Annotated in this window: 18 protein-coding genes; 7 read left to right on the plus strand and 11 right to left on the minus strand. The window is 73.7% G+C overall.

Annotated features, from left to right (window positions below; genetic code table 11):
• Positions 1-237: 237 nt before the first annotated feature.
• From ACIQCH_RS33100 to ACIQCH_RS33115, 4 genes are all read right to left on the minus strand, one after another.
• Positions 238-1,548: an MFS transporter gene (locus ACIQCH_RS33100; RefSeq protein ID WP_402587094.1), complete on the minus strand. Its 1,311-nt coding sequence runs from the start codon at positions 1,546-1,548 to the stop codon at positions 238-240.
• A 13-nt stretch (positions 1,549-1,561) separates the two neighbouring features.
• Complete coding sequence (locus tag ACIQCH_RS33105) at positions 1,562-3,265, minus strand: FAD-binding protein (protein ID WP_402587096.1); 1,704 nt, start codon at positions 3,263-3,265, stop codon at positions 1,562-1,564.
• 123 nt (positions 3,266-3,388) lie between these two features.
• Entirely contained in the window at positions 3,389-5,080 is a 1,692-nt protein-coding gene (locus ACIQCH_RS33110) for an FAD-binding oxidoreductase (RefSeq protein WP_402587098.1), read from the minus strand.
• 193 nt (positions 5,081-5,273) lie between these two features.
• The gene (locus ACIQCH_RS33115) at positions 5,274-5,936 is read right to left on the minus strand and encodes a class I SAM-dependent methyltransferase (RefSeq protein WP_402587100.1); all 663 of its coding nucleotides are present in this window, start codon (positions 5,934-5,936) and stop codon (positions 5,274-5,276) included.
• Positions 5,937-6,230: 294 nt separating this feature from the next.
• On the opposite strand from ACIQCH_RS33115, the gene ACIQCH_RS33120 reads away from it, so the two are divergent.
• Both ACIQCH_RS33120 and ACIQCH_RS33125 read left to right on the plus strand, forming a co-directional pair.
• Positions 6,231-6,863 (plus strand): flavin reductase family protein, encoded by a 633-nt coding sequence (locus tag ACIQCH_RS33120; RefSeq protein ID WP_402587102.1) that lies wholly within the window; start codon positions 6,231-6,233, stop codon positions 6,861-6,863.
• Positions 6,864-6,976: 113 nt separating this feature from the next.
• Positions 6,977-8,557, plus strand: a complete 1,581-nt coding sequence (locus ACIQCH_RS33125; protein ID WP_402587104.1) for a 4-hydroxyphenylacetate 3-hydroxylase N-terminal domain-containing protein — start codon at positions 6,977-6,979, stop codon at positions 8,555-8,557.
• Positions 8,558-8,635: 78 nt separating this feature from the next.
• On the opposite strand, the gene ACIQCH_RS33130 is transcribed toward ACIQCH_RS33125, so the two are convergent.
• Positions 8,636-9,442, minus strand: a complete 807-nt coding sequence (locus ACIQCH_RS33130) for a VOC family protein (RefSeq protein ID WP_402587106.1) — start codon at positions 9,440-9,442, stop codon at positions 8,636-8,638.
• A gap of 229 nt (positions 9,443-9,671) precedes the next feature.
• Here ACIQCH_RS33130 and ACIQCH_RS33135 point away from each other — a divergent pair, with 229 nt between their 5' ends.
• Together ACIQCH_RS33135 and ACIQCH_RS33140 are read left to right on the plus strand one after the other, a co-directional pair.
• Positions 9,672-10,127 carry a helix-turn-helix domain-containing protein gene (locus tag ACIQCH_RS33135; RefSeq protein WP_402587108.1) on the plus strand — a complete coding sequence of 152 codons (456 nt, stop codon included), beginning with the start codon at positions 9,672-9,674 and terminating at the stop codon, positions 10,125-10,127.
• Positions 10,128-10,130: 3 nt separating this feature from the next.
• On the plus strand, positions 10,131-10,685 hold the full coding sequence (locus tag ACIQCH_RS33140) for a PIN domain-containing protein (protein WP_402587110.1): 555 nt from the start codon (positions 10,131-10,133) through the stop codon (positions 10,683-10,685).
• 36 nt (positions 10,686-10,721) lie between these two features.
• Here ACIQCH_RS33140 and ACIQCH_RS33145 read toward each other — a convergent pair whose 3' ends face one another.
• On the minus strand, positions 10,722-11,525 hold the full coding sequence (locus tag ACIQCH_RS33145) for a TetR/AcrR family transcriptional regulator (RefSeq protein WP_402587111.1): 804 nt from the start codon (positions 11,523-11,525) through the stop codon (positions 10,722-10,724).
• A 114-nt stretch (positions 11,526-11,639) separates the two neighbouring features.
• On the opposite strand from ACIQCH_RS33145, the gene ACIQCH_RS33150 reads away from it, so the two are divergent.
• Positions 11,640-12,725: an alpha/beta fold hydrolase gene (locus tag ACIQCH_RS33150; RefSeq protein ID WP_402587113.1), complete on the plus strand. Its 1,086-nt coding sequence runs from the start codon at positions 11,640-11,642 to the stop codon at positions 12,723-12,725.
• Positions 12,726-12,932: 207 nt separating this feature from the next.
• Positions 12,933-15,602, plus strand: coding sequence for an FAD/NAD(P)-binding protein (locus tag ACIQCH_RS33155; RefSeq protein ID WP_402587115.1), 2,670 nt, complete (start codon positions 12,933-12,935; stop codon positions 15,600-15,602).
• Between the two features lie 202 nt (positions 15,603-15,804).
• On the opposite strand, the gene ACIQCH_RS33160 is transcribed toward ACIQCH_RS33155, so the two are convergent.
• The 5 genes from ACIQCH_RS33160 to ACIQCH_RS33180 form a co-directional block, all read right to left on the minus strand.
• Positions 15,805-16,218: a hypothetical protein gene (locus tag ACIQCH_RS33160; RefSeq protein WP_402587117.1), complete on the minus strand. Its 414-nt coding sequence runs from the start codon at positions 16,216-16,218 to the stop codon at positions 15,805-15,807.
• 144 nt (positions 16,219-16,362) lie between these two features.
• Positions 16,363-17,415, minus strand: coding sequence for a bifunctional transcriptional activator/DNA repair enzyme AdaA (locus ACIQCH_RS33165; protein ID WP_402587119.1), 1,053 nt, complete (start codon positions 17,413-17,415; stop codon positions 16,363-16,365).
• Positions 17,412-18,905 (minus strand): class I adenylate-forming enzyme family protein, encoded by a 1,494-nt coding sequence (locus ACIQCH_RS33170; protein ID WP_402587121.1) that lies wholly within the window; start codon positions 18,903-18,905, stop codon positions 17,412-17,414. Before ACIQCH_RS33170 ends, ACIQCH_RS33165 begins: the two co-directional genes overlap by 4 nt.
• Positions 18,906-18,921: 16 nt before the next feature.
• Positions 18,922-20,031, minus strand: a complete 1,110-nt coding sequence (locus ACIQCH_RS33175) for a 3-dehydroquinate synthase II family protein (protein ID WP_402587123.1) — start codon at positions 20,029-20,031, stop codon at positions 18,922-18,924.
• Entirely contained in the window at positions 20,028-20,897 is an 870-nt protein-coding gene (locus ACIQCH_RS33180) for a 2-amino-3,7-dideoxy-D-threo-hept-6-ulosonate synthase (RefSeq protein ID WP_402587168.1), read from the minus strand. The genes ACIQCH_RS33175 and ACIQCH_RS33180 overlap by 4 nt, the downstream gene beginning before the upstream one ends.
• Before the next feature lie 200 nt (positions 20,898-21,097).
• Between ACIQCH_RS33180 and ACIQCH_RS33185 the strand changes: the two genes are divergently transcribed.
• Positions 21,098-22,696 (plus strand): FAD-dependent monooxygenase, encoded by a 1,599-nt coding sequence (locus ACIQCH_RS33185; protein WP_402587125.1) that lies wholly within the window; start codon positions 21,098-21,100, stop codon positions 22,694-22,696.
• Positions 22,697-22,829 lie beyond the last annotated feature (133 nt).

Genomic DNA, 22,829 nt, shown 5'->3' on the forward strand with positions numbered 1-22,829 from the left:
AGGCCCACCCCTGGGGCTTCGGGCCTTCGGCCTGGCCTGCGGCCACCCCAGGCCCGGGCCTGCCTCCGGACCAGCCTGCCACGACGCGTCAAGCGGCTCCCCCACACACCACGGGGCGGGGTGGCGGAGGGAGCACCCCGGCACTCGACGGGGTGTCGGACGGTGCTCCTCCTGACCGGCCGCCCCCGCACACCACGGGGCAGGGTGTCAGCGGCGCGCCCCACACTCCACGGGGTGTCAGGCGGCGCTCCCCCGCACCGGGCGCCCCCGCAACAGCACCGCCGCCACCGCCGCCGAACCCGTCAGTGCCGCGCCCGTGGCCAGGGCCGTCGGGATGCCGGGGCCGTCGGCCACCAGGCCGCCCAGGAGCGAGCCCGCCGCCAGGGACAGTTGGACCGCCGTCACGAACACCGCCAGCGCGCTCTCCGGAGCCTCCGGGACCGAACCCGCCAGCGCCGTCTGCAGGCTCAGCGGCACCGCGCCGAACGCCGCGCCCCACACCGTGACCAGCACGGCCACCAGCAGGGGCGAACCGGCGCACAGGGGGAGCGCCCCGGCGACGGCGGCCAGCGCCGCGGACGCGCCGCACACCGTGCCCGGCACCGTACGGGCCAGGGTCAGACCGGCGAGGAAGTTGCCCGCGATGCCGGCCAGTCCGTACGCCAGCAGCAGCCCGGCGACCGCCCCCGCACCGAGGTGCGCGTTCCGCTGCAGGTACGGCGCGATGTACGTGTACGCCGCGAAGTGGCCCAGGAACACGAGGCAGGTGGCCAGCAGCCCGGCCCGGGCCGCCGGCCGCCGCGGTACGGCCAGCAGTGCGCGTACGCCCGCCACGGCACCGGCCGGCAGGCGGGGCAGGAACCGCAGCTGCGCCCCGAGGGCCAGCAGCCCCAGCACCCCGGCGGCCGCGAACGCCACCCGCCAGCCGGTTCCGTCGCCGGAGCCGGCGGAGCCGGTGCGCGCGGCCAGGGCCGCGAGCGGCAGGCTGGCCACCGTACCCACCGAGATGCCGGCGGTGACCAGCGAGGAGGCCCGGTGCACCGCCGCCGGCGGTACCAGCCGGCCCGCCGCCGCGGCGCCCACCGCCCAGAACCCGCCCAGGGCCAGACCCAGCAGCAGCCGGCCGGCCAGCACGGCGGCCAGGTTCGGCGCCAGCGCGCACACCACGTCCGCGACCACCGTCAGCGCGGCCAACGTCCACAGGACGGGCCGGCGGTCGAAGCGCCGGGAGGCCACCGTCAGGACGGGCGCGGCCACGGCGGCCGCGAGGCCCGGCACGACCACCAGCAGGCCCGCCGTGCCGGTGCTCACCCCGAGGTCCGCCGCGATGGCCGGCAGCGCCCCGACCGGCAGCAGCTCCGAGAGCACCAGGGCCAGCGACCCCAGCGCCACGGCCGCCACCGCCGGCCAGCCGCCGCGCCGGTCGCCCGGCCGGTCGGCCGCGGACGCCGGCCGCCCCGCCCGCGACGCGTCGGCGGGGCCCGGTACGGCCGTACGGCCCCCGGCGTCGGTGCGCCGGGGGCCGTACGTCGTCGTCTCGTCACTCACCGGGAGGTCCCGCTCACGAGGCCGGGAGCTGGATGGACTGGCTGTGGCGGAAGACGTTGCGCGGGTCGTACTTCTTCTTGACCTGCTGCAGCTTCGCGTAGTTGCCCTTGTAGTACAGCTCGTGCCAGGGCGTGGCGGACTTGTTGAACTGCGGGTCGTGCAGGTCGATGTCCGGATAGTTGACGTAGCAGCCGTCGGTCACGTCGTTGATGACCGGCACGCCGCCCGTGTCGGCGTACACGCCGTGGAAGAACTCGCGGATCCACTTGAGCGAGATCGCCTCGTCCGCCGGGTCGGTCCACCAGATCATCCAGGCGGCCTTGTACGCGGCGTCGCGGTGCGCGGCGGCCGTGGCGTCCTGGGCCACCGCGTTGACCTTGCCGCCGAACGAGCTCAGCAGCACCGAGGCGGTGGTGTTGACGAGGTCGTCGCGGGTCAGGTGCTGGTAGAACGCGTCGATGTGCGCGTCCGGCATCGCCGTCTTGTAGTACGAGGACTTGAAGTCGCCCTTGAGGCTCGGGTCGTTCAGCGTCGGGTTCGTCGTCCCCATGTAGCGGGTGGCCTGCAGCCACGGCATCCGGCGCGGCTTGGCCAGCTCCGGCATCGCGGAGAGCTCGCCCATGTGGGTGGCCAGCGGCTGGTGCGCGACGTCGAGGCCCTTGGTCATCTCGGCGAGGAAGTCGTCGAGGACCTGCTGGGCGTTCGGGATGGTGGCGTCCACCTGGGTGACCAGGCCGATGTACCCGTTGGACTTGTGGTTCAGCGCGAGCATGCTGACCAGGTTGTCGTTGGCGGTGCCGGGCTTGAGGTACTTGGCGTGCCACTCGCCGTAGTTCTTCACCAGGCGCGCGAAGCGGTCCTTGGTCATCTCCGCCCACGGCCACGACACCGCGCTCAGCAGCACCTCGGACGGGGGCTGCGGCAGCAGCTTGGCCGGGTCGGTGCCGGTGGCGCCGGGGGAGCGGAACCAGAAGCGGGTGATGACGCCGAAGTTGCCGCCGCCCCCGCCGGTGTGCGCCCACCACAGGTCGCGGTGCGGGTCCTCGGCCTCGCGGGTGGCCACGTGCACGCGCGCGGTGCCGTCGGCGTCGACCGACACGACCTCGACGCCGTACAGGTGGTCCACCACCAGGCCGAGCTGGCGGCACAGCAGGCCCCAGCCGCCGCCGCTGACGTGGCCGCCGGCGCCGACCTGGAAGCACATGCCGGCCGGGACGATGACGCCCCAGGTGCGGTACATCCGCTCGTACACGTTGAGCAGCTGGGAGCCGGCCTCGACGCAGATGGCGTTCTTCGCGGAGTCGAAGTACACCTTGTTCATCTTGGTCATGTCGAGGATGACCCGGACGTCCGGGTTGAAGACCCAGTCCTCCCAGCAGTGCCCGCCGCCGCGCACGGTCAGCCGCTTGTTGCCCTTCACGGCCGTCTGGACCACCTGCTGCACCTGCGCGGTGGTCTCGGCGAGGAAGACGGTCTCGGGGTTGGCGACCCAGCGCTGGTTCCAGCCCCGTACGAGGTCCTTGTACCGCTTGTCGCCTGGGGTCACCGCGGTGATCGGCTCCGCGAGCGCGACCGCGGTGCCGTCGGCGGCGCGGGCCGGGGCGGCGACGGCACCGGCCGTCCCGGTGAGCAGTGCGGCGCCGGAGGTCGCCGCACCGCCCGCCAGGAAGCCGCGCCTGCCGATGCCGCCCGTGCCCTCGGCCTTGGCCTTGGCCATGGTTCCCCCTCCAAAGTTCAAGAATTTCAACGCGTTTCACGCTAAAGATCACGGTGTGCCCCGGGCACCCAGCCGATTGCGCTCGTACTCGGATGCCCGGGGAGTCCCGCGCGGGACCCGGCCTCAGGCCGCCGGCAGCCGCACCGACTGCGTGTGCCGGAAGAAGTCCCGCGGGTCGTACTTCTTCTTCACCTGCTGCAACTTGGCGTAGTTGCCCTTGAAGTACAGGTCGTGCCACGGCACGGCCGACTTGTTGTACGCCGGGTCGTTGAGGTCGGCGTCGGGGTAGTTGACGTAGCAGCCGTCGGTCACCGCGTTCGGCACCGGTACGCCGCCGGTGTCGGCGTACGTCTCCGCGTAGCTCTCCCGCGTCCAGGCGATGTACTTCGCGTCCTCGGCCGGATCGTTCCAGAGCACCGACCACAGCATCTTGAAGGCCGCGCCGCGGTGCGCGCAGGCGGTGTCGGTGTCGGAGAGCGCGTTGACCCGGCCGCCGTACGGCGTGAGCTGGATGTTGATCTTCGGGTTGTCGATGTCGGTGCGGGTCAGGTGCTTGTAGAGGGCGTCCGCCTGGGCCTTGGGGAAGGTCGCCTTCATGTACGCCGACTTGTACTCGGCCCGCAGCGTGGGGTCGTTGAGCAGCGGGTTCGTGGTGCTGGAGAAGCGGGTGGCCTGCAGCCACGGCATCCGGCGCGGCTCGGCGAACTGCGGCATGGCCGACATCTCGCCCATCGGCTGCGTGAGCGCGCCGGCGTCGGTGGTGATGCCCGCGCTCATGTACGCGAGGTAGTCGTCCAGCAGCTTGCGCGCGTCCGGGGCGGTGGCGTCGACCTGGGTGACCAGGCCGATCTGACCGTTCGACCTGTGGTTGAGCAGCAGGAAGCTGGTCAGGAAGCGGGTCGGGCTGTTCGCGCCGATGTTGGTCACGTGCCAGGACGCGTAGTTCTGTATGAGCCGGGTGAACTCGTCCTGCGTGAGGTCGCTCCACGCCCACGACACCGCGCTGAACAGCACCTCGGCCGGCGGCTTGGGCAGCAGCCCCTTCGGGTCGGTGCCGGTGGCGTCGGGGGAGCGGAAGAAGTAGCGGGTGACGACGCCGAACGTGCCGCCGCCGCCACCGGTGTGGGCCCACCACAGGTCGCGGTTGGGGTCGGTGGCCTCGCGGGTGGCGATGACCGTCTTGACGCTGCCGTCGGCCGCGACGGTGACCACCTCGACGGCGTACAGGTGGTCCACGACGAGCCCGTTGCGGCGTACGAGCATGCCCCAGCCGCCGCCCGCGACGTGCCCGCCGACGCCGACCGAGTAGCAGATGCCGCCGGGGATGGTGATGCCGTAGCAGGAGTACAGCTTCTCGTACACGTCCAGCAGCCGGGCGCCGGCCTCCACCGCCACCGCGTTGAGCTGGGAGTAGTAGTAGACGGAGTTCATCTTCGACATGTCGAGGACGATCTGCGTGCTGGAGTTGTAGACGAAGTCCTCCAGGCAGTGGCCGCCGCTGCGGATGGTCAGGCGCTTGTTGCCCTTGACGGCCTCCTGGACGATCGGCGCCACCTGCGAGGGGGCGTCGACCATGCGCACCGACTCGGGCTTGGCCACGTACCGGGCGTTCAGGGCCCGGACCAGGTCCGGGTACTGCTGGTCGGCGGAGGTGACGGTCACCGCACCGACGGTGGCGAGGGCGGGTACGGCGTCCGCGGCGGCGGGGTCCGCCGCGGACGCCGTCCCGTCGAGCCCGAGTGCGGCGGCCCCGCCCACACCGGCGGCTCCGATGAGGAAGCGTCGCCGGTGCAGCCCGGCTCTGTTCTGCGACATGGTCGAAAATTCCTTCGGTGAGGTCGGGTTCAGTCCCCGCCGGACTCAGCCTCGCCGGCGTTCGGGGCGCGGGGTCCGGGGCGGAGCCCCGGGGAACGGAGGAAGGGTGGGCAGGGGACCGGCCCCGCAGGGCAACTCCTAGGACGACCCCCGGGGCAACCCCGGCAGGGGAGCCCGCCCCACCCGCGGAGCGTCAGCGCTTGAGCGCGAAGGTCAGCCCGTCGGCGACCGGCAGCACGCTCAGCTCCACCCGGTCGTCGTCCCGCACCTTCGCGTTGAACGCCCGCAGCGCGACCGTCTCGGAGTCCTGCGCCGCCGGGTCGAGCACGGCCCCGTGCCACAGCACGTTGTCCACCACGACCAGGCCCCCGGGCCGCAGCAGCGCCAGCGCGGCCTCGTAGTACGCCCAGTAGTTCTCCTTGTCGGCGTCGATGAAGACGAAGTCGTAGCTGCCCGCCTCGCCCTCCCGCGTCAGCAGTGCGTCCAGGGAGGCCCGCGCGTCGCCGATCCGCAGGTCGATCCGGTCCGCGACGCCGGCCCGCTCGGCGTACTCGCGGGCGATCGCGGTCCACTCCTCGCTGATGTCGAGGGCGGTCACCGTGCCGCCCTCCGGCAGCGCGAGCGCGGTGGCGATCAGGCTGTAGCCGGTGAAAACACCGACCTCCAGCGCCTTCTTCGCTCCGGTCGCCTTCACCAGCAGGGAAATGAACTGGCCCTGCTCGGGCGATATCTGCATGAGGGACAGAGGGAGCTTCGAGGTCTCGGCCCGGAGGTCCTTCAAAACCTCCGGCTCGCGCAGCGAAATGCTCGCCACGTAGTCCTGAAGTGCCTCGTTCACTTCTACCTGAATACGCATGGTGGACCCCTCGGTCGGGACAGGCAGTACCGGATGACCAGCGACAAGTCGGAAAACTAGAACGCGAAATGGCCATGCGTCAAGCCGCTCGACGGGGATTGAGTTCCCTGGAGCGTTTCTTCAGAGAGTCCTGGAACAATGCTCGCGTGGGGTCGCCCGCGCGGCCGCTCATTGAAATTCCGGAAACCCCGGAAAAATGATCGGACAGGTTTCCGTCCGGCTCGGAAACAGACTTTCCCGCTCGACCGGAACCTTATTCACCGGATTTCCCCCGAGGATTCGAGGAGCACACCCGTGAGCACACCTGTGACTCCGCACGCGAGCCCCCCTGCGCCCCCGGACGTCGACCCGCGCGCCCTGCGCACCGCCCTCGGGCAGTTCGCCTCCGGCGTCACCGTGGTCGCCACCCGCGACGGGGCCGCCGTCCACGGCGCCACCGTCAGCTCCTTCACCTCGGTCTCGCTCGACCCCCCACTGGTCCTGGTCAGCCTGGACCGGCGCAGCCGCAGCTGCGCCCGGCTCGCCGACGCCCCGTTCGGGGTGAACGTCCTCGCGGCGGGCCAGCGCGACCTCGCCCTGCTGTTCGCCGGCGCACCGGGTCGCGCCGCGGGGCCGGGGGGCACGCGGCCGCAACCCGAGCCGCGTTGGGAGGGCGACCCCCGTGCCCCCCGCCTCGCGGGCGCCGCGGCGTACTTCGGCTGCGCCCCCTGGGCGGCGTACGACGGGGGCGACCACGTGCTCTACGTCGGCCGGGTCGTCCGCTTCGACGCGCCCGGCGGCGAGCCGCTGGTCTTCCACTCCGGCGCGCTCGGCGGCTTCCGCCGCCCCGCGGCCGCCGCCACCGCCGCATGGACCGGCTCGCTCGACGGGCCCGCCCACGGCTGGACGGCCGACTTCGCAGCCCTCGGCGGCGCCCGGACCGCCTGAGGCGAAGCGCCCACGCGGCCGAGGTGAAGAGCCCGGACCACCCGAGGCGAAGCGCCCGCACCGCCCGAAGCACACGGCACCCGCACCCCCGACCGTTCGAGGAAGAAGAGGACATGACGCTCACCGACCCCGCCCCGCACGCTCCCGACCCGGCCGCCCGCACCACCCGCCCCCTCACCGGCGCCGAGTACCTGGAGAGCCTGCGCGACGACCGCGCGATCTACCTCTACGGGGACCGCGTCAAGGACGTCACCGCGCACCCCGCCTTCCGCAACGCCGCGTTGATGACGGCCCGTCTGTACGACGCCCTGCACGACCCGGCGAAGAAGGACGTGCTCACGACCCGCACCGACACCGGCAGCGACGGCTGGACGCACAAGTTCTTCCGCACCCCGCGCAGCGTCCAGGACCTCGTCGAGGACCGCGAGGCCATCGCCGAGTGGGCGCGGATGACGTACGGCTGGATGGGCCGCAGCCCCGACTACAAGGCCGCCTTCCTGGGCACCCTGGGCGCGAACACGGAGTACTACGCGCCCTTCGAGGACAACGCCCGCCGCTGGTACCGGGAGTCGCAGGAGAAGGTCCTCTTCTGGAACCACGCCATCATCCACCCGCCCGTCGACCGCCACCTGCCCACCGAGCAGGTGCAGGACGTGTTCGTGCACGTGGAGAAGGAGACCGACGCCGGCCTGGTCGTCTCCGGTGCCAAGGTCGTGGCCACCGGTTCCGCCATCACCCACTTCAACTTCATCTCGCACTACGGCCTGCCGCTGCGCGACAAGAAGTTCGCCCTCGTCGCCACCGTCCCCATGGGCAGCGCGGGCCTGAAGCTGATCTGCCGCCCGTCGTACGCCGCCGCCGCGGCGGCCGTCGGCAGCCCCTTCGACTACCCGCTCTCCTCGCGCCTGGACGAGAACGACACCATCTTCGTGATGGACAAGGTCCTCATCCCCTGGGAGAACGTCTTCCTCTACGGGGACGTGGACAAGGTCAACGGCTTCGCCCCGCAGTCCGGCTTCCTGGAGCGGCTCACCTTCCACGGCGCGATCCGCCTCGCCGTCAAGATCGACTTCATTGCGGGGCTGCTGCTCAAGGCGGTCGACATGACCGGCTCCAAGGACTTCCGCGGCATCCAGTCACGCGTCGGCGAGGTGCTGGCCTGGCGCAACATGTTCTGGGCCCTGTCCGACGCGGCCGCCCGCAACCCGCAGGAGTGGAAGGACGGCGCGCTGTTGCCGCGGCTCGACTACGGCATGGCGTACCGCTGGTTCATGACCATCGGCTATCCGCGGATCAAGGAGATCATCCAGCAGGACGTGGCCAGCGGCCTGATCTACGTCAACTCCAGCGCGGAGGACTTCAAGAACCCCGAGATCCGCCCGTACCTCGACAAGTACGTGCGCGGTTCGAACGGCTACGACTCCGTCAGCCGCGTCAAGCTCATGAAGCTCCTGTGGGACGCGGTCGGCACCGAGTTCGGCGGCCGGCACGAGCTGTACGAGCGCAACTACTCCGGCAACCACGAGCAGGTACGCACCGACATCCTGCAGGCGCAGGCCGCCAGCGGGCAGCTGGACGAGTACCGCGGTTTCGCCGAGAAGTGCCTGGAGGAGTACGACCTCGACGGCTGGACCGTCCCGGACCTCGACTCCTTCCCGTCCCTCCGCGAGCAGCGCAGGAACCTCTGGTCCTGACGTCCTCCCGGAGGCCCGGCCCCGGTCCCGGTGCCGATCCGCGACGACGCGCGGAACGGCACCGGGCCCTCGGCGCGGTCAGGCGGGTTGCTGCGGCTCCGTGGCGGCGATGACCGAGAACACCGCGCCCTGCGGGTCGGCCAGCACGGCCATCCGGCCGGCCACCATGTCGAACGGGGGCGCCAGGACGTCGGCGTCCGCCCGCACCGCCGCGGCGACCACGCCGTCGACGTCGTCCACGCAGAAGTACGCCATCCAGTGCGGAGGCGTCCCGGGCGGCGCCTTCTCCAAGGTCATCATGCCGCCGACGGCCCGACCGTCGACCAGCCACTCGGTGTAGCCCTCGGCGCCCTCCATCTCGGACGGCTTCGGGGCCATCGGCAGCGCGGCCGCGTAGAACCGGCCCGCGGCGTCCGTGTCGGTGGTGCTCAGCTCGTTCCAGATGAGCGCGCCCGGCTCGTTGACGGTCCCGGCACCGGAGAACGACTTCGCCTCCCACAGGCCGAACACCGCCCCCTGCGGGTCGGCCACGACCGCCATGCGGCCCAGGTCCATGACGTCCGCGGCCGGCATGACGACCTTGCCGCCGGCGTCGCCGGCCTTCGCGAGGGTCTCGTCGACCCCGTCCGTGGCCAGGTACGTCGTCCAGACCGCCGGGGGCATCGGGTCGGGGGTGGTGCCGTCCGGGTTCATGGCGGCCATGATCCCTGCGACCGGCCTGCCCTGGAGCGAGCAGACCGCGTAGCCGCCGGTCTCCGGCGGCCCGATCTCGCCCTGCCAGCCGAAGAGGTCGCGGTAGAAGTCGATCGCGCGCTGCTGGTCCGGGACCATCAGGTCGATCCAGCAGGGCGTACCTGCCTTGTAGGGGCCGGTCTTCTCGGGCACGGGCTGCGCTCCATCGGGTCGGGAGGGTGAGGACGGCCGTTCCGTACCCCCCGTGCCACGCCCGGAATCGGCCCGTCCGGGTGACTCCCGCGCCCGCGATGGGTGCGGTCGGGAAGCCTTCGGGGACGGACCTGCCGGCGGCGTGTTGCGTTTACTTCGAATATTGCGGATACTTCGTTTAATGGGTCGGCTGGGACCGCCTGGCCGTCGCACGAAGGGACGGGTGCACATGAGCCCATCGACCGCTCGGGCCGCCACCCCGTCCGGGGCGGACGCAGACTTCGCGGCCCGGGCGCTGCGGCCCGTGAAGAGGTCCCTCGCCCGCTCGCCTCACGCCGAGCGGATCCGGTTCCGGATCGAGGAAGGAAACGCCGACCTCGAGCTGCCGCGCGAGGCGGTGGAACTGTTGGCGACGGTGCTGAGCCACATGGCGGCCGGTCGCGCCGTTTCCATCGTCCCCGAGCATGCGGAGCTGACCACGCAGCAAGCCGCCGACATGTTGAACGTCTCCCGGCCGTTCCTGATCGGACTCCTGGACGCCGGGGAGATCGACTACCGGAAGGTCGGCACCCACCGTCGGATCAAGGCGCAGTCCTTGCTCGAGTACCAGCGCCGGGACGACCGGCGGCGGCGGGAGGCGGCGGACGAACTGACAGCCCTGAACCAGGAGATGGGGCTGATCTGAACCGTGGCGTTCATCGTGGTCTACGACGCCTGCGTCCTGTACCCGAGCACGCTGCGCGACCTCCTGATCCGCATAGCGCAGGCGGGGCTGGTCCAAGCGAAGTGGACTGATCGAATCCTGGACGAGGTCTTCGTCAACCTCCAGGCGAATCGTCCGGAACTCGATCCCGCCAAGCTGACTCGGACCCGCGAGTTGATGATCCGCGCCGTACGGGATTGTCTGGTCAAGGACTTCGAGCCGCTGGAGCCCGCCGTGGAGCTTCCGGACCGCGACGACCGCCACGTACTCGCCGCCGCGATCAAGTCGCGCGCTCAGATCATCGTGACCAACAACACCAAGGACTTCCCGGACGCGGCGCTGGCGGCTTGGAACGTGGAAGCGGTCTGCGCGGATGACTTCGTCCTCGCCCAGATCGACCTCGACCGGAAACGGGTCTTCGCCGCCGTCCAGCAGATCGCCGACTCCTGGCGCCATCCGCCCGGCGCCGTGGGTGACGTGCTGGACCGGCTGGAGCGGGACGGTCTCCTGGAGTCGGCCGCCGCCCTCCGCGCGGGATAGGTCCCGGCCTTCGGTCCGGCTTCCGGCCGTGCGGGGTCACCGGTCCGCGCCGGGCCCGGCCCCGTCCTCCCGGTCGATGAGCGCCTGTACGCCGTCCAGGATGAGCTCCAGCCCCACGGCGAGCGGGTCGGCGGCCGGGGCCCCGAACGCGCCGTCGGCGATGGCCCTGGTCAGGGCGGGGAAGCGGGCCGCGTGCCGGTCGAGCAGCTCGCCGGTCAGGCGGCCCCACTCCCGGTCGTGCTCGGGGTCGAAGTCGGCCGACTGCTGGGCGAGGGCGCGCGCCTGGCCGACGATCAGCAGGAACACCTGGTGGCGCTGCGCGGCCGTGAGGCCGGTGGGCTCCAGCGCGGCGAGCGCCGCGTCCAGCCAGCCGAGCTGGTTCGGCCCCATGACCTGGCGCCGCATCGCGACGGCCGACAGCAGCCAGGGGTGCGCGCGGTAGACCCCGAGCATCACGCGGGCCCAGGCCGTGATGGCCTCCCGCCAGCCGGGGCCCGCGGACGACAGGTCGGGGCGCTCGGCGCTGACCGACTCGACCATCAGCTCGACGAGTTCGGCCTTGCCGGGCACGTAGCGGTACAGCGCCATCGCGGAGACCTCGAAGCCGGCGGCCACCTTGCTCATGGAGACGGCCTCCAGGCCCTCGGCGTCGGCGAGGGCCACCGCGGCCCCGGCGATCCGGGCCGGGGTCAGGCTGGGCTTGGGGCCGCGGGTGGGCTGCTCCTGCTCGCCCCACAGCAGCGCCACGCTCGCCCGCAGGTCGCGCGGCCGGTCCTCGCGTCCCCTGCCCTTGCCGGGTCCGCCGGATGTGCCGGTGCGCGTCGTGGTGGTCCTGGCCATGGCGGTCCCCTCGGTCGTGGCTGCGCTGCGGAAGGCCGTTGACGCCCCCCAAAACTGTGTATACCTTAAACACATCAAAACTGCTTACGACGCAAACAGTTTATGGGGGTAACCATGTTCGCCGCCGTCCTCGCCACCGCCTCGGCCGCCGTCCTCGCCGCACCCGTCGCCGGCCTCGCGGTCCACCGGCAGGTCAAGCGCGCCGCCCACGCCCGCAGGCTGCGCATCACCGGCTCCCACGGCATCGACGAGTCCGGCTTCGTCCGCATCGGCGGCATCGACCAGTGGGTCTCCGTCCGCGGTGAGGACCGGCGCAACCCGGTGCTCCTGGAGGTGCACGGCGGCCCCGGCGCCTCGAACCTGCCCTATGCGCACCGCACCCGCTCCTGGGAGCAGCACTTCACGCTCGTCCGCTGGGACATGCGCGGCGCCGGCAAGACCTTCGCGCGCACCGGACCGACCGGCCAGGGCGAACTGACCCTGGAGCGCCTGGAGGCCGACGCCCTGGAGGTCACCCAGCACGTCCGGGCCCGGCTCGGCGTCGACAAGGTCGTCCTGCTCGCCAGCTCCTTCGGCACCGTCACCGGCCTGCGGCTGGCCCGCCGCCACCCCGAGCTGTACGCCGCGTACGTCGGCACCGACCAGAACATCGTCGACGGCGGCCGCGACCGCACCGCCCACGACGCCCTGGTCGACCGGCTCACCCGGGCCGGCAGGCGCAAGGACCTGGCCGCGGTCACGGCGATGGGCGCGGACCGGTCGGCGGGGACCGCGCACCAGTGGTCGCAGATCAACAAGCTCACCGTCGGCTCCGACCCGCTCACCCTCGACACCGTCAAGAAGGTGGTCCTCGGCTCGATGCTGACCTCGCCCCTGCTGACCCTGCGCGAGGTCCGCAGCTCCATGAAGGCCATGGAGTTCTGCGCGCCCCTCGGGCCGCAGGCGACCGCCACCGTCGACGAACGGGCCGAGGGCACGGACTTCGCGCTGCCGTTCTTCGTCTTCCAGGGCGCGCACGACGTCATCACGCCCGTCGCCCCGGCCCGCCGCTTCTTCGACCAGGTCAGCGCCCCGGTCAAGGAGTTCGCCCTCATCGAGGACGCCAGTCACTTCGCGTCCTTCCGCCACCCCGACCGCTTCCTCGAGCTCCTCCTCACCAAGGTCCGCCCGGCCCTCGCGGCAGCGGCCGACGCCCGCTGACCGCCCCGCGTGGCCGGGCCGGTCCGCGCTGCCCCGCCCCGGTTCCGGATCAGGCCCTCGACGACCGGTTCCCGAGCGATCCTCGAGCACCGGGTGGGATTCCTCTTAGCGGGCGCTTTTCCTACCTACTCGGTCGGAAAAGCGCACGACCCCGAAGGCGGAGCCCCATCCCGCCGGCCCCGCCGCCGATCACTGCCGGAGGAATACGTGAGTCCAGTCCGTGAGCGGTACACGGTGGCCGTCGTCGGCGCCGGTGCGGCCGGCACGCTGACCGCCGTCCACCTCTGCGAGACGGCCGCGCGCCGCCGCACCCCCATCGACCTCGTCATGATCGACCCGGCCCCCGAAGCGGGCCGCGGCATCGCCTACTCCACCCGGGATCCCGGACACCGCCTCAACGTGCCCGCGGGCGGCATGAGCGGCTACCCCGACGACCCGGGCCACTTCACCCGGTGGCTGTGTCGCCACGGCGAACCCACCGTCACCGCCGCCCACTTCGCGACCCGCTACCGCTACGGCGCCTACCTCGCCGACACGCTCGCCCAGGCCATCGTCCGCGCGCACGGCACCGTGTCCGTCCACCGGCTGACCACCCGCGCCGAACACGTCGCCGGGGCCCCGGACGGCGGCGTGACCCTCCGGCTCGCCGACGGGACGCGGCTCGCCGCCGACGTCGCGGTCCTGGCCACCGGACCCGCCGAGGCGACCGCGGCCTGGGCCCCCGCGCAGCTGCGTTCCGCCGCCCGCTTCATCGCGGAGCCCTGGGCCGGCGGCGCGCTGGACGGACCCCTCGCCGACGACAGCGACGTCCTCCTCGTCGGCAGCGGCCTGACCTCCGTCGACCTCGCCCTCACCCTCGAACGCCCCGGCCGCACCGTGCACGCCGTGTCCCGCAACGGCCTGATGCCCCAGCCGCACACCCTGACCCCGGCCGGCCCCATGCCCGCCCCCGAAGGCCTCCACGACGCTTCCTTCGAACGGCTGCGCCGCACCGTCTACCGCCACATCGCCCGCTCCGTGCGCCTGCACGGCGACTGGCGCCCCGCGCTCGACAGCCTGCGCCCGCACACTGCGGAACTGTGGCGCCGCCTCACCCCCGAGGAGCGCGCCGAATTCCTCGCTCGCGACGGTGCGCTGTGGAACACCCACCGCCACCGCATGGCGCCCGCCACCGGCGAGTCCATCGCGCGCGCCCGCACCGCGCGCCGCCTGGCCGTCCACGCCGGCACCGTCACCCGGGCCGACGTCCGCGCCGACGGATCGCTGGACGTCGGCCTCTCCGGCGGGCGCGACCTGCACGTGGGCTGGGTCCTCGACTGCACGGGGCCGGGCCCGCGCCTGGAGGCCCCCGTGTGGCGCTCCCTGTTCGAAGCCGGCGCCGCGGTGCCCGGCCCGCTCGGCATGGGCGTCGCCACCGTCGACGGGCGCCTGCTCGACGAGGCGGGGGGCACCGGCCTGCCCGTGTACACCCTCGGCGCCCCGCGCCGCGGCGAGCTGTGGGAGACCACCGCCATCCCCGAGATCCGCGTCCAGGCGGCGGACCTGGCCCGGGAGCTGCTCGCACCGCTCGCCCCCCGGCGCCGTGCGACGCGCCGCCCGCTCGACGGACACGGCCTCGCCCTGTCCACCCATGCCGAGGCGGCCGCCGCCTACCGCACCGGACTGGACCGCATCCTGAAGGTCCGCTCGGGCGCCGAGGACTCCCTCACCCGCGCCGTCGCCCTCGACCCCGGCTTCGCCCTCGGGCACGCGGCCCTCGCCCTGCTGGGACACGAGTGCGGAGCCGCCGTCGACGTACCCCGGGCCCTGGCGGAGGCGCAGCGCTGCGCCCGGGAGCGCGCGTGCGAACGCGAGCGCTCCTTCGTGGAGGTCGTCACCCGCCGCGTCCACGGGGACGACGGCGACGCCGCCCTCGTACGGCACCTGGAGCAGCACCCGGCCGACGCGCTCGCCCTCGCCGTGGCCGTGCCCACCATCGCCTTCTCCGGCGTCGACGACCTCGACGACGACTACGCGCTGCGCCTGGTCGAGCAGACCTCCGCGGCGTACGACGGCCACTGGTTCCACACCTCCCTGCTGGCGTTCCTGCGCCAGGAGCAGGGCCGCCTGCACGAGGCCGGCGAACTCGCCCACCGCGCCCTGGCCGCCGAGCCCGCCTCCGGGCACGCCGTGCACGCGCTCGCCCACGTGCACTACGAGACCGGCGCGCACCGCGCGGGCCGCGACTGGCTGGAACGGTGGGTCGCCGGGCGGGGCCGCGGCGCCGTGCACCGGGCCCACTTCTCCTGGCACATCGCCCTGCACGAGCTGGCCCTCGACGACCCCGCCGCCGTGCGCAAGCGCTGGTTCACCCAGCTCGCCCCCGGCCGGGTGACCGGCGTACGGGCCCTGGTGGACTCGGGGTCGTTGCTGTGGCGCGCCCGGCTCAGCGACAGCTGGTCCGGCGACCTGCCCGCCGCGGACGTCCTGGACGCGGTGGAGGCGGAGGTCCTGGAACGGCCCGCGACCGCCTTCACCGCCCTGCACTCCGCCATCACCCTCACCGCCGTCGGCGACCTGGCCGCCCTGCGCCGGCTGCGCGACCACGCGGCGGCCGCCGACGAGGTCCAGCGCGAGGTCATCGCCCCCCTGTGCGAGGCGTTCGCCGCGCTCGTCGAGGAACGCTTCCGCGAGGCCGCCCGCGGCCTCGACGCGCTCCTGCCCGTCCTGCGCCGGGTCGGCGGCAGCGCGGCGCAGCGCGAGGTCGTCGAGGAGACGCTGCTGTACGCGCTGACCGCGGACGGCCGCTGCGACGCGGCGGCCCGCCTGCTGGACGCCCGCCTGGAACGTACGCAGGCTCCCAGGGACCGGCGGATGCGGGCGGGCCTGCCGGCCTGAGGCGGGCGGGCGTCCCGGTTCGCCCCGTGGCTGCGACGGTTCGCACTGCGACTGCGACTGCGACTGCGACTGCGACTGCGACCGCGAGCGCGAGCGCCGGGCCCCGCCTCGTCAGAGGCGGGGCCCGGCGCGGTGCGCTTCGGGGACGGCCATTCCGCCGGGGCGCCCTCTGGGGCGCTCTGCGCCGCGGGGCCGAAGCGGGCTACGCGGGGACCGGCTGGCCCAGTTCCTTGGCCTTGGCCTGGGCCGCCGGGTCGGGGGCCGGCTTCGTGGCCGGGTTGGGGGCGGGGTCCGGGTTCGGGGCCGGGTCCGTCTTCGGTGCGGGGGTGGGCTTGTCGGGCTTGGCCTCGCAGTACACCTTGCCCTGGAGGAACTTGCAGCCGGGCATGTTCTGCACGTCCTGCACCCGGGTCTTCTCGCCGCTGCGCTTCTTCCCCTTGTTCCCGTGCCCGCTCTTCGCGTGGTCCTGGTGCACGGTCCCCGACGCGGTGGTCCCGGCGTCGTGCGGCGCGGCCTGCGCGGCGAACGCGGTGGTCGGCAGGAGGGTGCCGCCGCCGACGATCGCGGCCGAGACGGCGAACGTCGCGAAACGGTGCTTCCGGGAAGAGCCGAACATGAGGAATTCTCCAGTGAGTGGGGGGAAGGTCCGAGGATCCCGGGTGGATATGTAATCCGATGTCCCGTTTTGTCCTCGCACTAAAAGACTGACCTCCGGACTTCACGAGCCCGTCCGTCGACTGTCACGGGCGTGTGACAGCGCCTATCCCGCTCGTAGGCCCGCGCCGGTGGCCGTGGCGTCGGGCGTCAGGAACACGCGGACCTCGTGCCGGACCAGTTCGTCGCGGCACGTGCGCACCACCTGCCGGGGGAGGAAGGCCGCCAGGGCCGGTTCGGGGGGCTCGGCGCGGAGCAGGGCCCGCTGGACCAGGGAGGACAGGACGGCGTCGGCCGGCGCGTGGCGGGCCTGCGGGAACAGCGCCGTCAGCCGGTCGCGGGCCCGGTCGCCGGGACGGTCGTCCAGCACCGCGCACACGCCCCGGTCCGCCACCGCCACCAGGACCGGCCCGGCCGCGGTCGCCCCCACCGCCGAGCGGACCGCGACCCCGGCCCCGCCGGCCCGGAAGGCCTGCGGGGCCATGCCGAGGATCGCCCCGGAGACGGCGTAGAACTGCCCGTTGGTGTTGAACCCCGCCCGGTAGATCGCGTCCGACACGGTCCGTGCGCCGCCGAGGAGCTCCTCGCGGACCCGGCGCGCCCGGACGGCCGTCCAGTACGTGTACGGGGTCACCCCCGTCAGGGACTTGAACATCCGGTGGAAGTGGAACCGGCTGTACCCGGCCGCCTGCGCCAGTTCGTCGAGGTTCGGCGGTACGGCCGCGCCGTCCATCAGGGCGCAGGCCCGGGCCACCGTGTCGGCATAGTGGCGCTGCGGGTCGGGCTCGCCGGGATGGCAGCGCCGGCACGGCCGGTAGCCGCGGGCCCGCAACTCCGCCAGGGAGGTGTGGAACTCCACGTTCTCGCGGCGCGCCAACCGTGCCGCGCACGAGGGGCGGCTGTAGATGCCGGTGGTCGTGACGGCGTAGTAGAACACCCCGTCCGCCGCCTCGTCCCGCTCCAGGACCGCCCGCCAGCGCTCGTCGTCGCTGGCGTACGCGGCGGTGGCCGTGGCGGTGACGGCGGGAGGGGTGGTGACGGCGGTAGGGGGTGCGGTGGTGGTCACGTCGATCGGTCGTTTCGTGTCGGTCCGGGTGGTGGGGGCCGGGGCGACGGGTGGTGCGGCGGCCGGCACGGCCGTCGGTGTCGGCGCGCTCACCGGCGCCGCCCCGCCGCGGCGGCCGGGCGCGGGGCCCAGCCCCGCTCGTGCAGCCGCGCCCGGTCGCGCAGCACCTTGCCGCTCGCCGACCGCGCCAATTCCGGCACCACGTGGAAGCGCCGGGGTGCCGAGCGCTCGCCCAGGAACCGCCGGCACCAGGCCGACAGCTCCGCGGGCCGCAGCTCCGCCGTCCCGGCCACGTGCGCCTCGACCGGGTCCGGCCCCAGCACCACCGCCTCGCGGACGTGCCGGTGGGCGCGCAGCACCTCCTCGATGTCCAGCAGGTCGGCCCCGGACGCGGCCCGCCCGGTGCGGCCGCGCAGCCGCAGCGCACCGGTGGCCGGGTCCCGGGCCACCAGGTCGTGGGTGGCCAGCCAGCCGTCCGCCCACACCCGGTCCGCGGCACCCGCGTCCCCGGCGGACGCGGACGGCCCGTGTGCGGACGGTCCGTACGGATCCGGTGCCTCCGCCAGCCGCACCTGCAGCGCCCCGCCGACCACCCGCGTGCGCACGCCCGGCACCGGTACGCCCAGTGCGCCGGGCCCGCGCCCGCCCGCGAGGTCGGTCGCGACGATGCCGGTCTCCGTGGTGCCGTACGCCTGCCCGACGAGCACCCCGTACCGGCGCGCGAACGCCCCGGCCACCGCCCCGGGCAGCACGTCCCCGCCCGAGACCGCCAGCCGCAGCCGCTCCATCCGCACGCCCGCCGGGGCCCCGGCGAGCACCCCGAAGTGGCGCGGCCGTCCCAGCACCACGTGCGCCGAGGCGGCCGCCTCGGTCACCGCGCCGGACTCCGCCGACGCCGGCAGGACCACCGTCGCGCCCACGGCGAGCGCGTGCAGCACCCCGCCGATCAGCGCGAACGAGTGCGCCACCGGCTCCAACACGGCCACGCTCTCGCCCGCCCGCGGCATCAGCGGCAGCGCGCCCAGCCGGCGCACCTCCGTCAACAGCGACCCCGGCGTGCGGCCGGCCGGCTTGGGGCGGCCCGTCGTACCCGACGAGAACTGCACCAGCCGGTGCGCCGTGACGGCGGCCCGGCCGCCGGGCCGGCGCCGCACCAGCACCTCGCACTCGGGCACGAAGCGCTCCTCGTCCCCGTGCGACTCGCCCAGCGTCACCACGTACTGGGGGCGCGCCAGGTCCAGCAGCGCCGCCCGCTCCGGCCCGCTGAGGGCCGGCTCCAGCAGCAGCACCTGCGCGTCCAGCGACCACAGCGCGAGCACCGACCACAGGTGCGTGAAACCCGGGCTGCCGTGCAGGGCCACGGTGGCGCCCGGCCGGATGCCGTGGCAGGACAGGGTGCGGGCCAGTCGCGCGGTCTCGGCGCGCAGCGCGCCGAAGGTCACCGACTGGCCGCCGGCGGCCGCCGACCGGGCCCACACGGCCCCGTCGGCGCCACCGGCCAGCAGCCGCGCACCCCACCAGCCGGCGCCCTGCGGGGCCGTGCCCCGCAGGCCCTGCCTCCGACGTGCGTCGTCATCGCTCATCGAAGGGCTCCGGTTGCTACTTCTCGACGCAGAACTCGCCGACCGGCCAGCCCACGTGGCGCTTGTCGGTGGCGACGTGCCCGAGGACCTGGTCGCCCTTCTTCAGCTCGGTGACGTTGAGCACCGCGGCGCCCGGGCCCAGGACCCGTACGTGCCAGTCGTCCTGCACGATCAGGTTGACCTCGACGCCCTCCGGCGAGGTGGCGTGGATGCTCAGCAGCGGACGCGACTCCAGCTTGATCCGCCCCACCGTGATCCGGCGGGTGCGACCGTCCGCGCCCACCGCCAGCACCGCGCTGCCCGCCTTCAGCTCGCTCAGGTAGTTGGTGCGGTTGTCCTGGCCGAAGGCGTACGAGTGCAGGGCGCCCGCGTTGATGCGGAACGGCCGGGTCGGCATGTAGGGCAGCGGGTGCGTCTCGCTGACGCACAGGACGAACCCGTGCGCGTACGAGCCGATCAGCATGCCCTCGTCCTTCTCGAAGTGCGAGGTGGTGTCGATGCACACGCGGTCGCCCAGGCCCAGGTGCTCGATGCGGTCGACGGTCAGGGTCGTCAGGTCCAGGTCCGGGGTCTTCACGCGCAGCGCCTCGACCAGCTCGAAGACGTCGTTGGCGGTGCGCGGGGCGATCAGCACGCCCTCCGAGCCCTTCTCCAGCACGTCGATGATGACCTTGGCCTCCTCGAGGTCCGCGGCCCGGCAGACGAGCTGCCCGGGGGAGCGGTCGGCGGCCGCGATGACGATCTCCAGCGGGATCTTCGTCGGGTCCTTGAACTCCACGAGCGTGTACGGGAGCGCGATCGCGGTCTCGCAGGCCAGCGTCAGGGTCGGGTCGTCGACGACGTTGACGCGCCCGGCGATCTGCTTCTCGCCGGACTGGTGGCGGGCCCGCAGCTCGGCCAGGCCATCGTGGCCGGCCACGTCGCGCAGCACGATCAGGTCGTCCAGGCCCTGGTCCGCCGGCACCTCGGCACCGGCCAGGATGCGCTTGACCGTGGCCGGCAGGGTGGCGAGCAGCGCGGGGTCGTTCGAGACGATGCCGTCGACACGGGCGTGGATGGCCGCGTCGACCACCGCCTCCCGCTGCTCGGCGGACACGGAGCGGACGTCGATCCAGGCGAATTTCATCGGGCACCTGCCAGTTCGGGACGGGATTCGGGACGTTCGGGACGGGGGGCGGAGGAGGTCCCCTGCGCGCTCGTGCTCGTGGTCGCGTTCGCGCCGCCCGCCGCCGTGTCGTGGGCGTGGACGACGGCCGAGAGCTGGCGGACCGCCTCCCGGGGGGACGGGCTGGTGAACACGCGGCGGCCGACGGCCAGGCCCGCGCAGCCGTTGGCCATGGCCGAGGAGGCGAAGGACGTGAGGCTCTGGTCGGAGCCGCCGCCGCCGGCCACGATGATCGGCAGCGGGGAGCTCGCGACCACCTCCGCCATCCGCTCGGCCGGGGCGGCCAGGACGGTCTTGACGATGTCGACGCCGAGGTCGGCGGCGATGCTCGCGACGTGCGCGAGGAGGTCGGGCCGGGTCGGGTCGTCCACCCGCGGCCCGCGCGGGTAGATCATGGCGATCAGCGGCATGCCCCAGCGGTCGCAGGCGGCCGCCACGGCCCCGAGGTCGCCCAGCTGCTCGGCCTCGGTGTCCGAGCCGATGTTCACGTGCACGCTGACCGCGTCCGCGCCCAGCCGTACGCACTCCTCGACGTCCCCGACGAGCACCTTGGCGTCGACGTCGGGCCCGTGGTTCGTGCTGGCGCTCAGGTGGACGACGAGCCCGGTGCGGGCCAGCAGGGCCGGCGGGATCAGCCGCGCCCGCCCCTTGTGCACCACCACGGCGTCCGCGCCGCCCGCCGCGATGTCCGCCACCAGGCCCGGGAAACCGGCCGCGGGGACGATCGGCCCGTCGGAGACGGAGTGGTCGAGCGGAATGAACAGGTACCGGCCGTCACCTCGGCGGGACAGGCGCGCCAGGCGCACCGCCTTCCCGGACAGCGGCATGGTCGTCATGACGCACCCCTTCGTTCGCGACAGCTCCGTCTCATGGCAGGAGCGTGGCAAGGGCCTCTGAAGAATCGAGCCAAGGGCGGGCGGGAGCGGCGGGGTGCGGGCAGGCGTCGCCGGGGTGGGGGGGCGCCGGCAACCGCACGGCGCCCTGCGGTGTTCGACGTACGACGCACCGGCGACGAGGGAGAACCACCATGCGGGACCAGCGGGACGGCCACGGGGGCGGCCATGGGGACGGCCACCGGGACCACACGGCGGGCGGGACCGCGGGGCCGGCCGTGGACACCGAGGTGGCGGTGGTCGGCGGCGGCCCCGTCGGCACCCTCCTCGCCCGCGAACTGGCCCTGCTCGGCGTCGACGTGACCGTGCTGGAGAAGCTGCCCAGCCCGGACGGGATCTCCAAGGCGAGCACCCTGCACGCCCGCACCGCCCAGACCCTCGACCGCCGCGGCCTCCTCGAGGCGGTCCAGCCCGGCCGCCGGGTGGCGTCCCGGGAGGTGCACGGGCCGGTTCCGTTCCACTTCGGGGCGATGTTCGACCTCGACCTGGCACGGGTGGTCGAGGAGGGGCCCGTACTCGTCGGCAGTCCGCAGGCCTACGCCCAGGAGGTGTTCGCCGCCGAGGCGGTCCGGCTGGGCGGCCGGCTCCGCAGGGACGCCGAGGTCACCGGCCTCGAGCAGCAGCCCGACCACGTCGTCCTCACCACCCGGTCGACCGACGGGACCGCGCGCACCCTGACCGCGCGCTGGGTGGTCGGCTGCGACGGCGCGCGCAGCGCCGTACGCCGCCTCGCCGGGATCCGCTTCCTCGGCGACGGGCCCACCGTGGCGGCCCTGATGGGCGAGGTGCGGCTGCTCGACCCGTTCGGAGCCCCGTCCGGCTGGCAGCGCACCCCCCGCGGCTGGACGCTGGTGTGGACCAACGCGTACGGCCTGAGCCGGGTGTGCACGTACGACTTCCGCGGGCCGCACCGGGACCGGCGCGCGCCCGTCACGCTGGACGAGCTGCGGAGCGAGGTGGAGCGGATCGCCGGGCGGCCCGTGCCGATGGACAGCCCGGCGTGGATCTCCCGCTTCAGCGACGCGTCCCTGCAGGCGGAGCACTACCGGGAGGGGCGGGTCCTGCTCGCCGGCGACGCGGCCCACGTGCACTTCCCGGCCGGTGGTCAGGGCGTCAACCTCGGACTCCAGGACGCCGTGAACCTGGGCTGGAAGCTGGCCGCCGAGGTGCGCGGCCACGCCCCGGAGGGCCTCCTGGACACGTACGGGAGCGAGCGGCAGCCGGTCGCGGCGGCCGTGCTGCACAACGTACGGGCCCAGGTCGCGCTCATGGACCCCGATCCGCGGGTCGACGCGCTGCGCGAGCTGTTCGCCCGGCTCATGCACATGGACGAGGTCAACGACCTGCTCAGCACCATGATCAGCGGGGTGGGGGTGGGTTACGACGTCGGCGCCCGGGGCGACGACCCGCTCGCCGGGCGGCTCGTTCCGAGCCTGCCCCTGAAGACCTCCGACGGCGCCACCACCGTGGCCGAACTCCTGCACCGGGGGCGCCCCGTACTGCTGGACCTCGCCGGTCACGTCGGCCTGCGCACCGTCGCCGCTCCCTGGTCGGACCGCGCCGACGTAGTCACCGCCGCGCCGGACGGCGGCGACGGATGGGGTACGGGCGCGGTCCTGATCCGCCCGGACGGCTACGCCGTGTGGTCGGCCCGGGGTACCACCTCGGACGCCGAGGCCCTCCGCGCCGCCCTGGCGCGGTGGTTCGGGCCGGAGGGGGTGGAGGGGGCGTAGGCGGGGCCGGGGCGGCGGAGGCGGGACGGAGACGGAGACGGGACGGAGGCGGAGAGCGTGGGCCCGGCCAGGCATATCTGCGTCACGCAGAATGTTGCGCGACGCAGCAACCTCCTCTAATCTTCTGCGTGGC

The organism is Streptomyces sp. NPDC093225, from assembly GCF_044753805.1.
Taxonomy (GTDB): domain Bacteria; phylum Actinomycetota; class Actinomycetes; order Streptomycetales; family Streptomycetaceae; genus Streptomyces.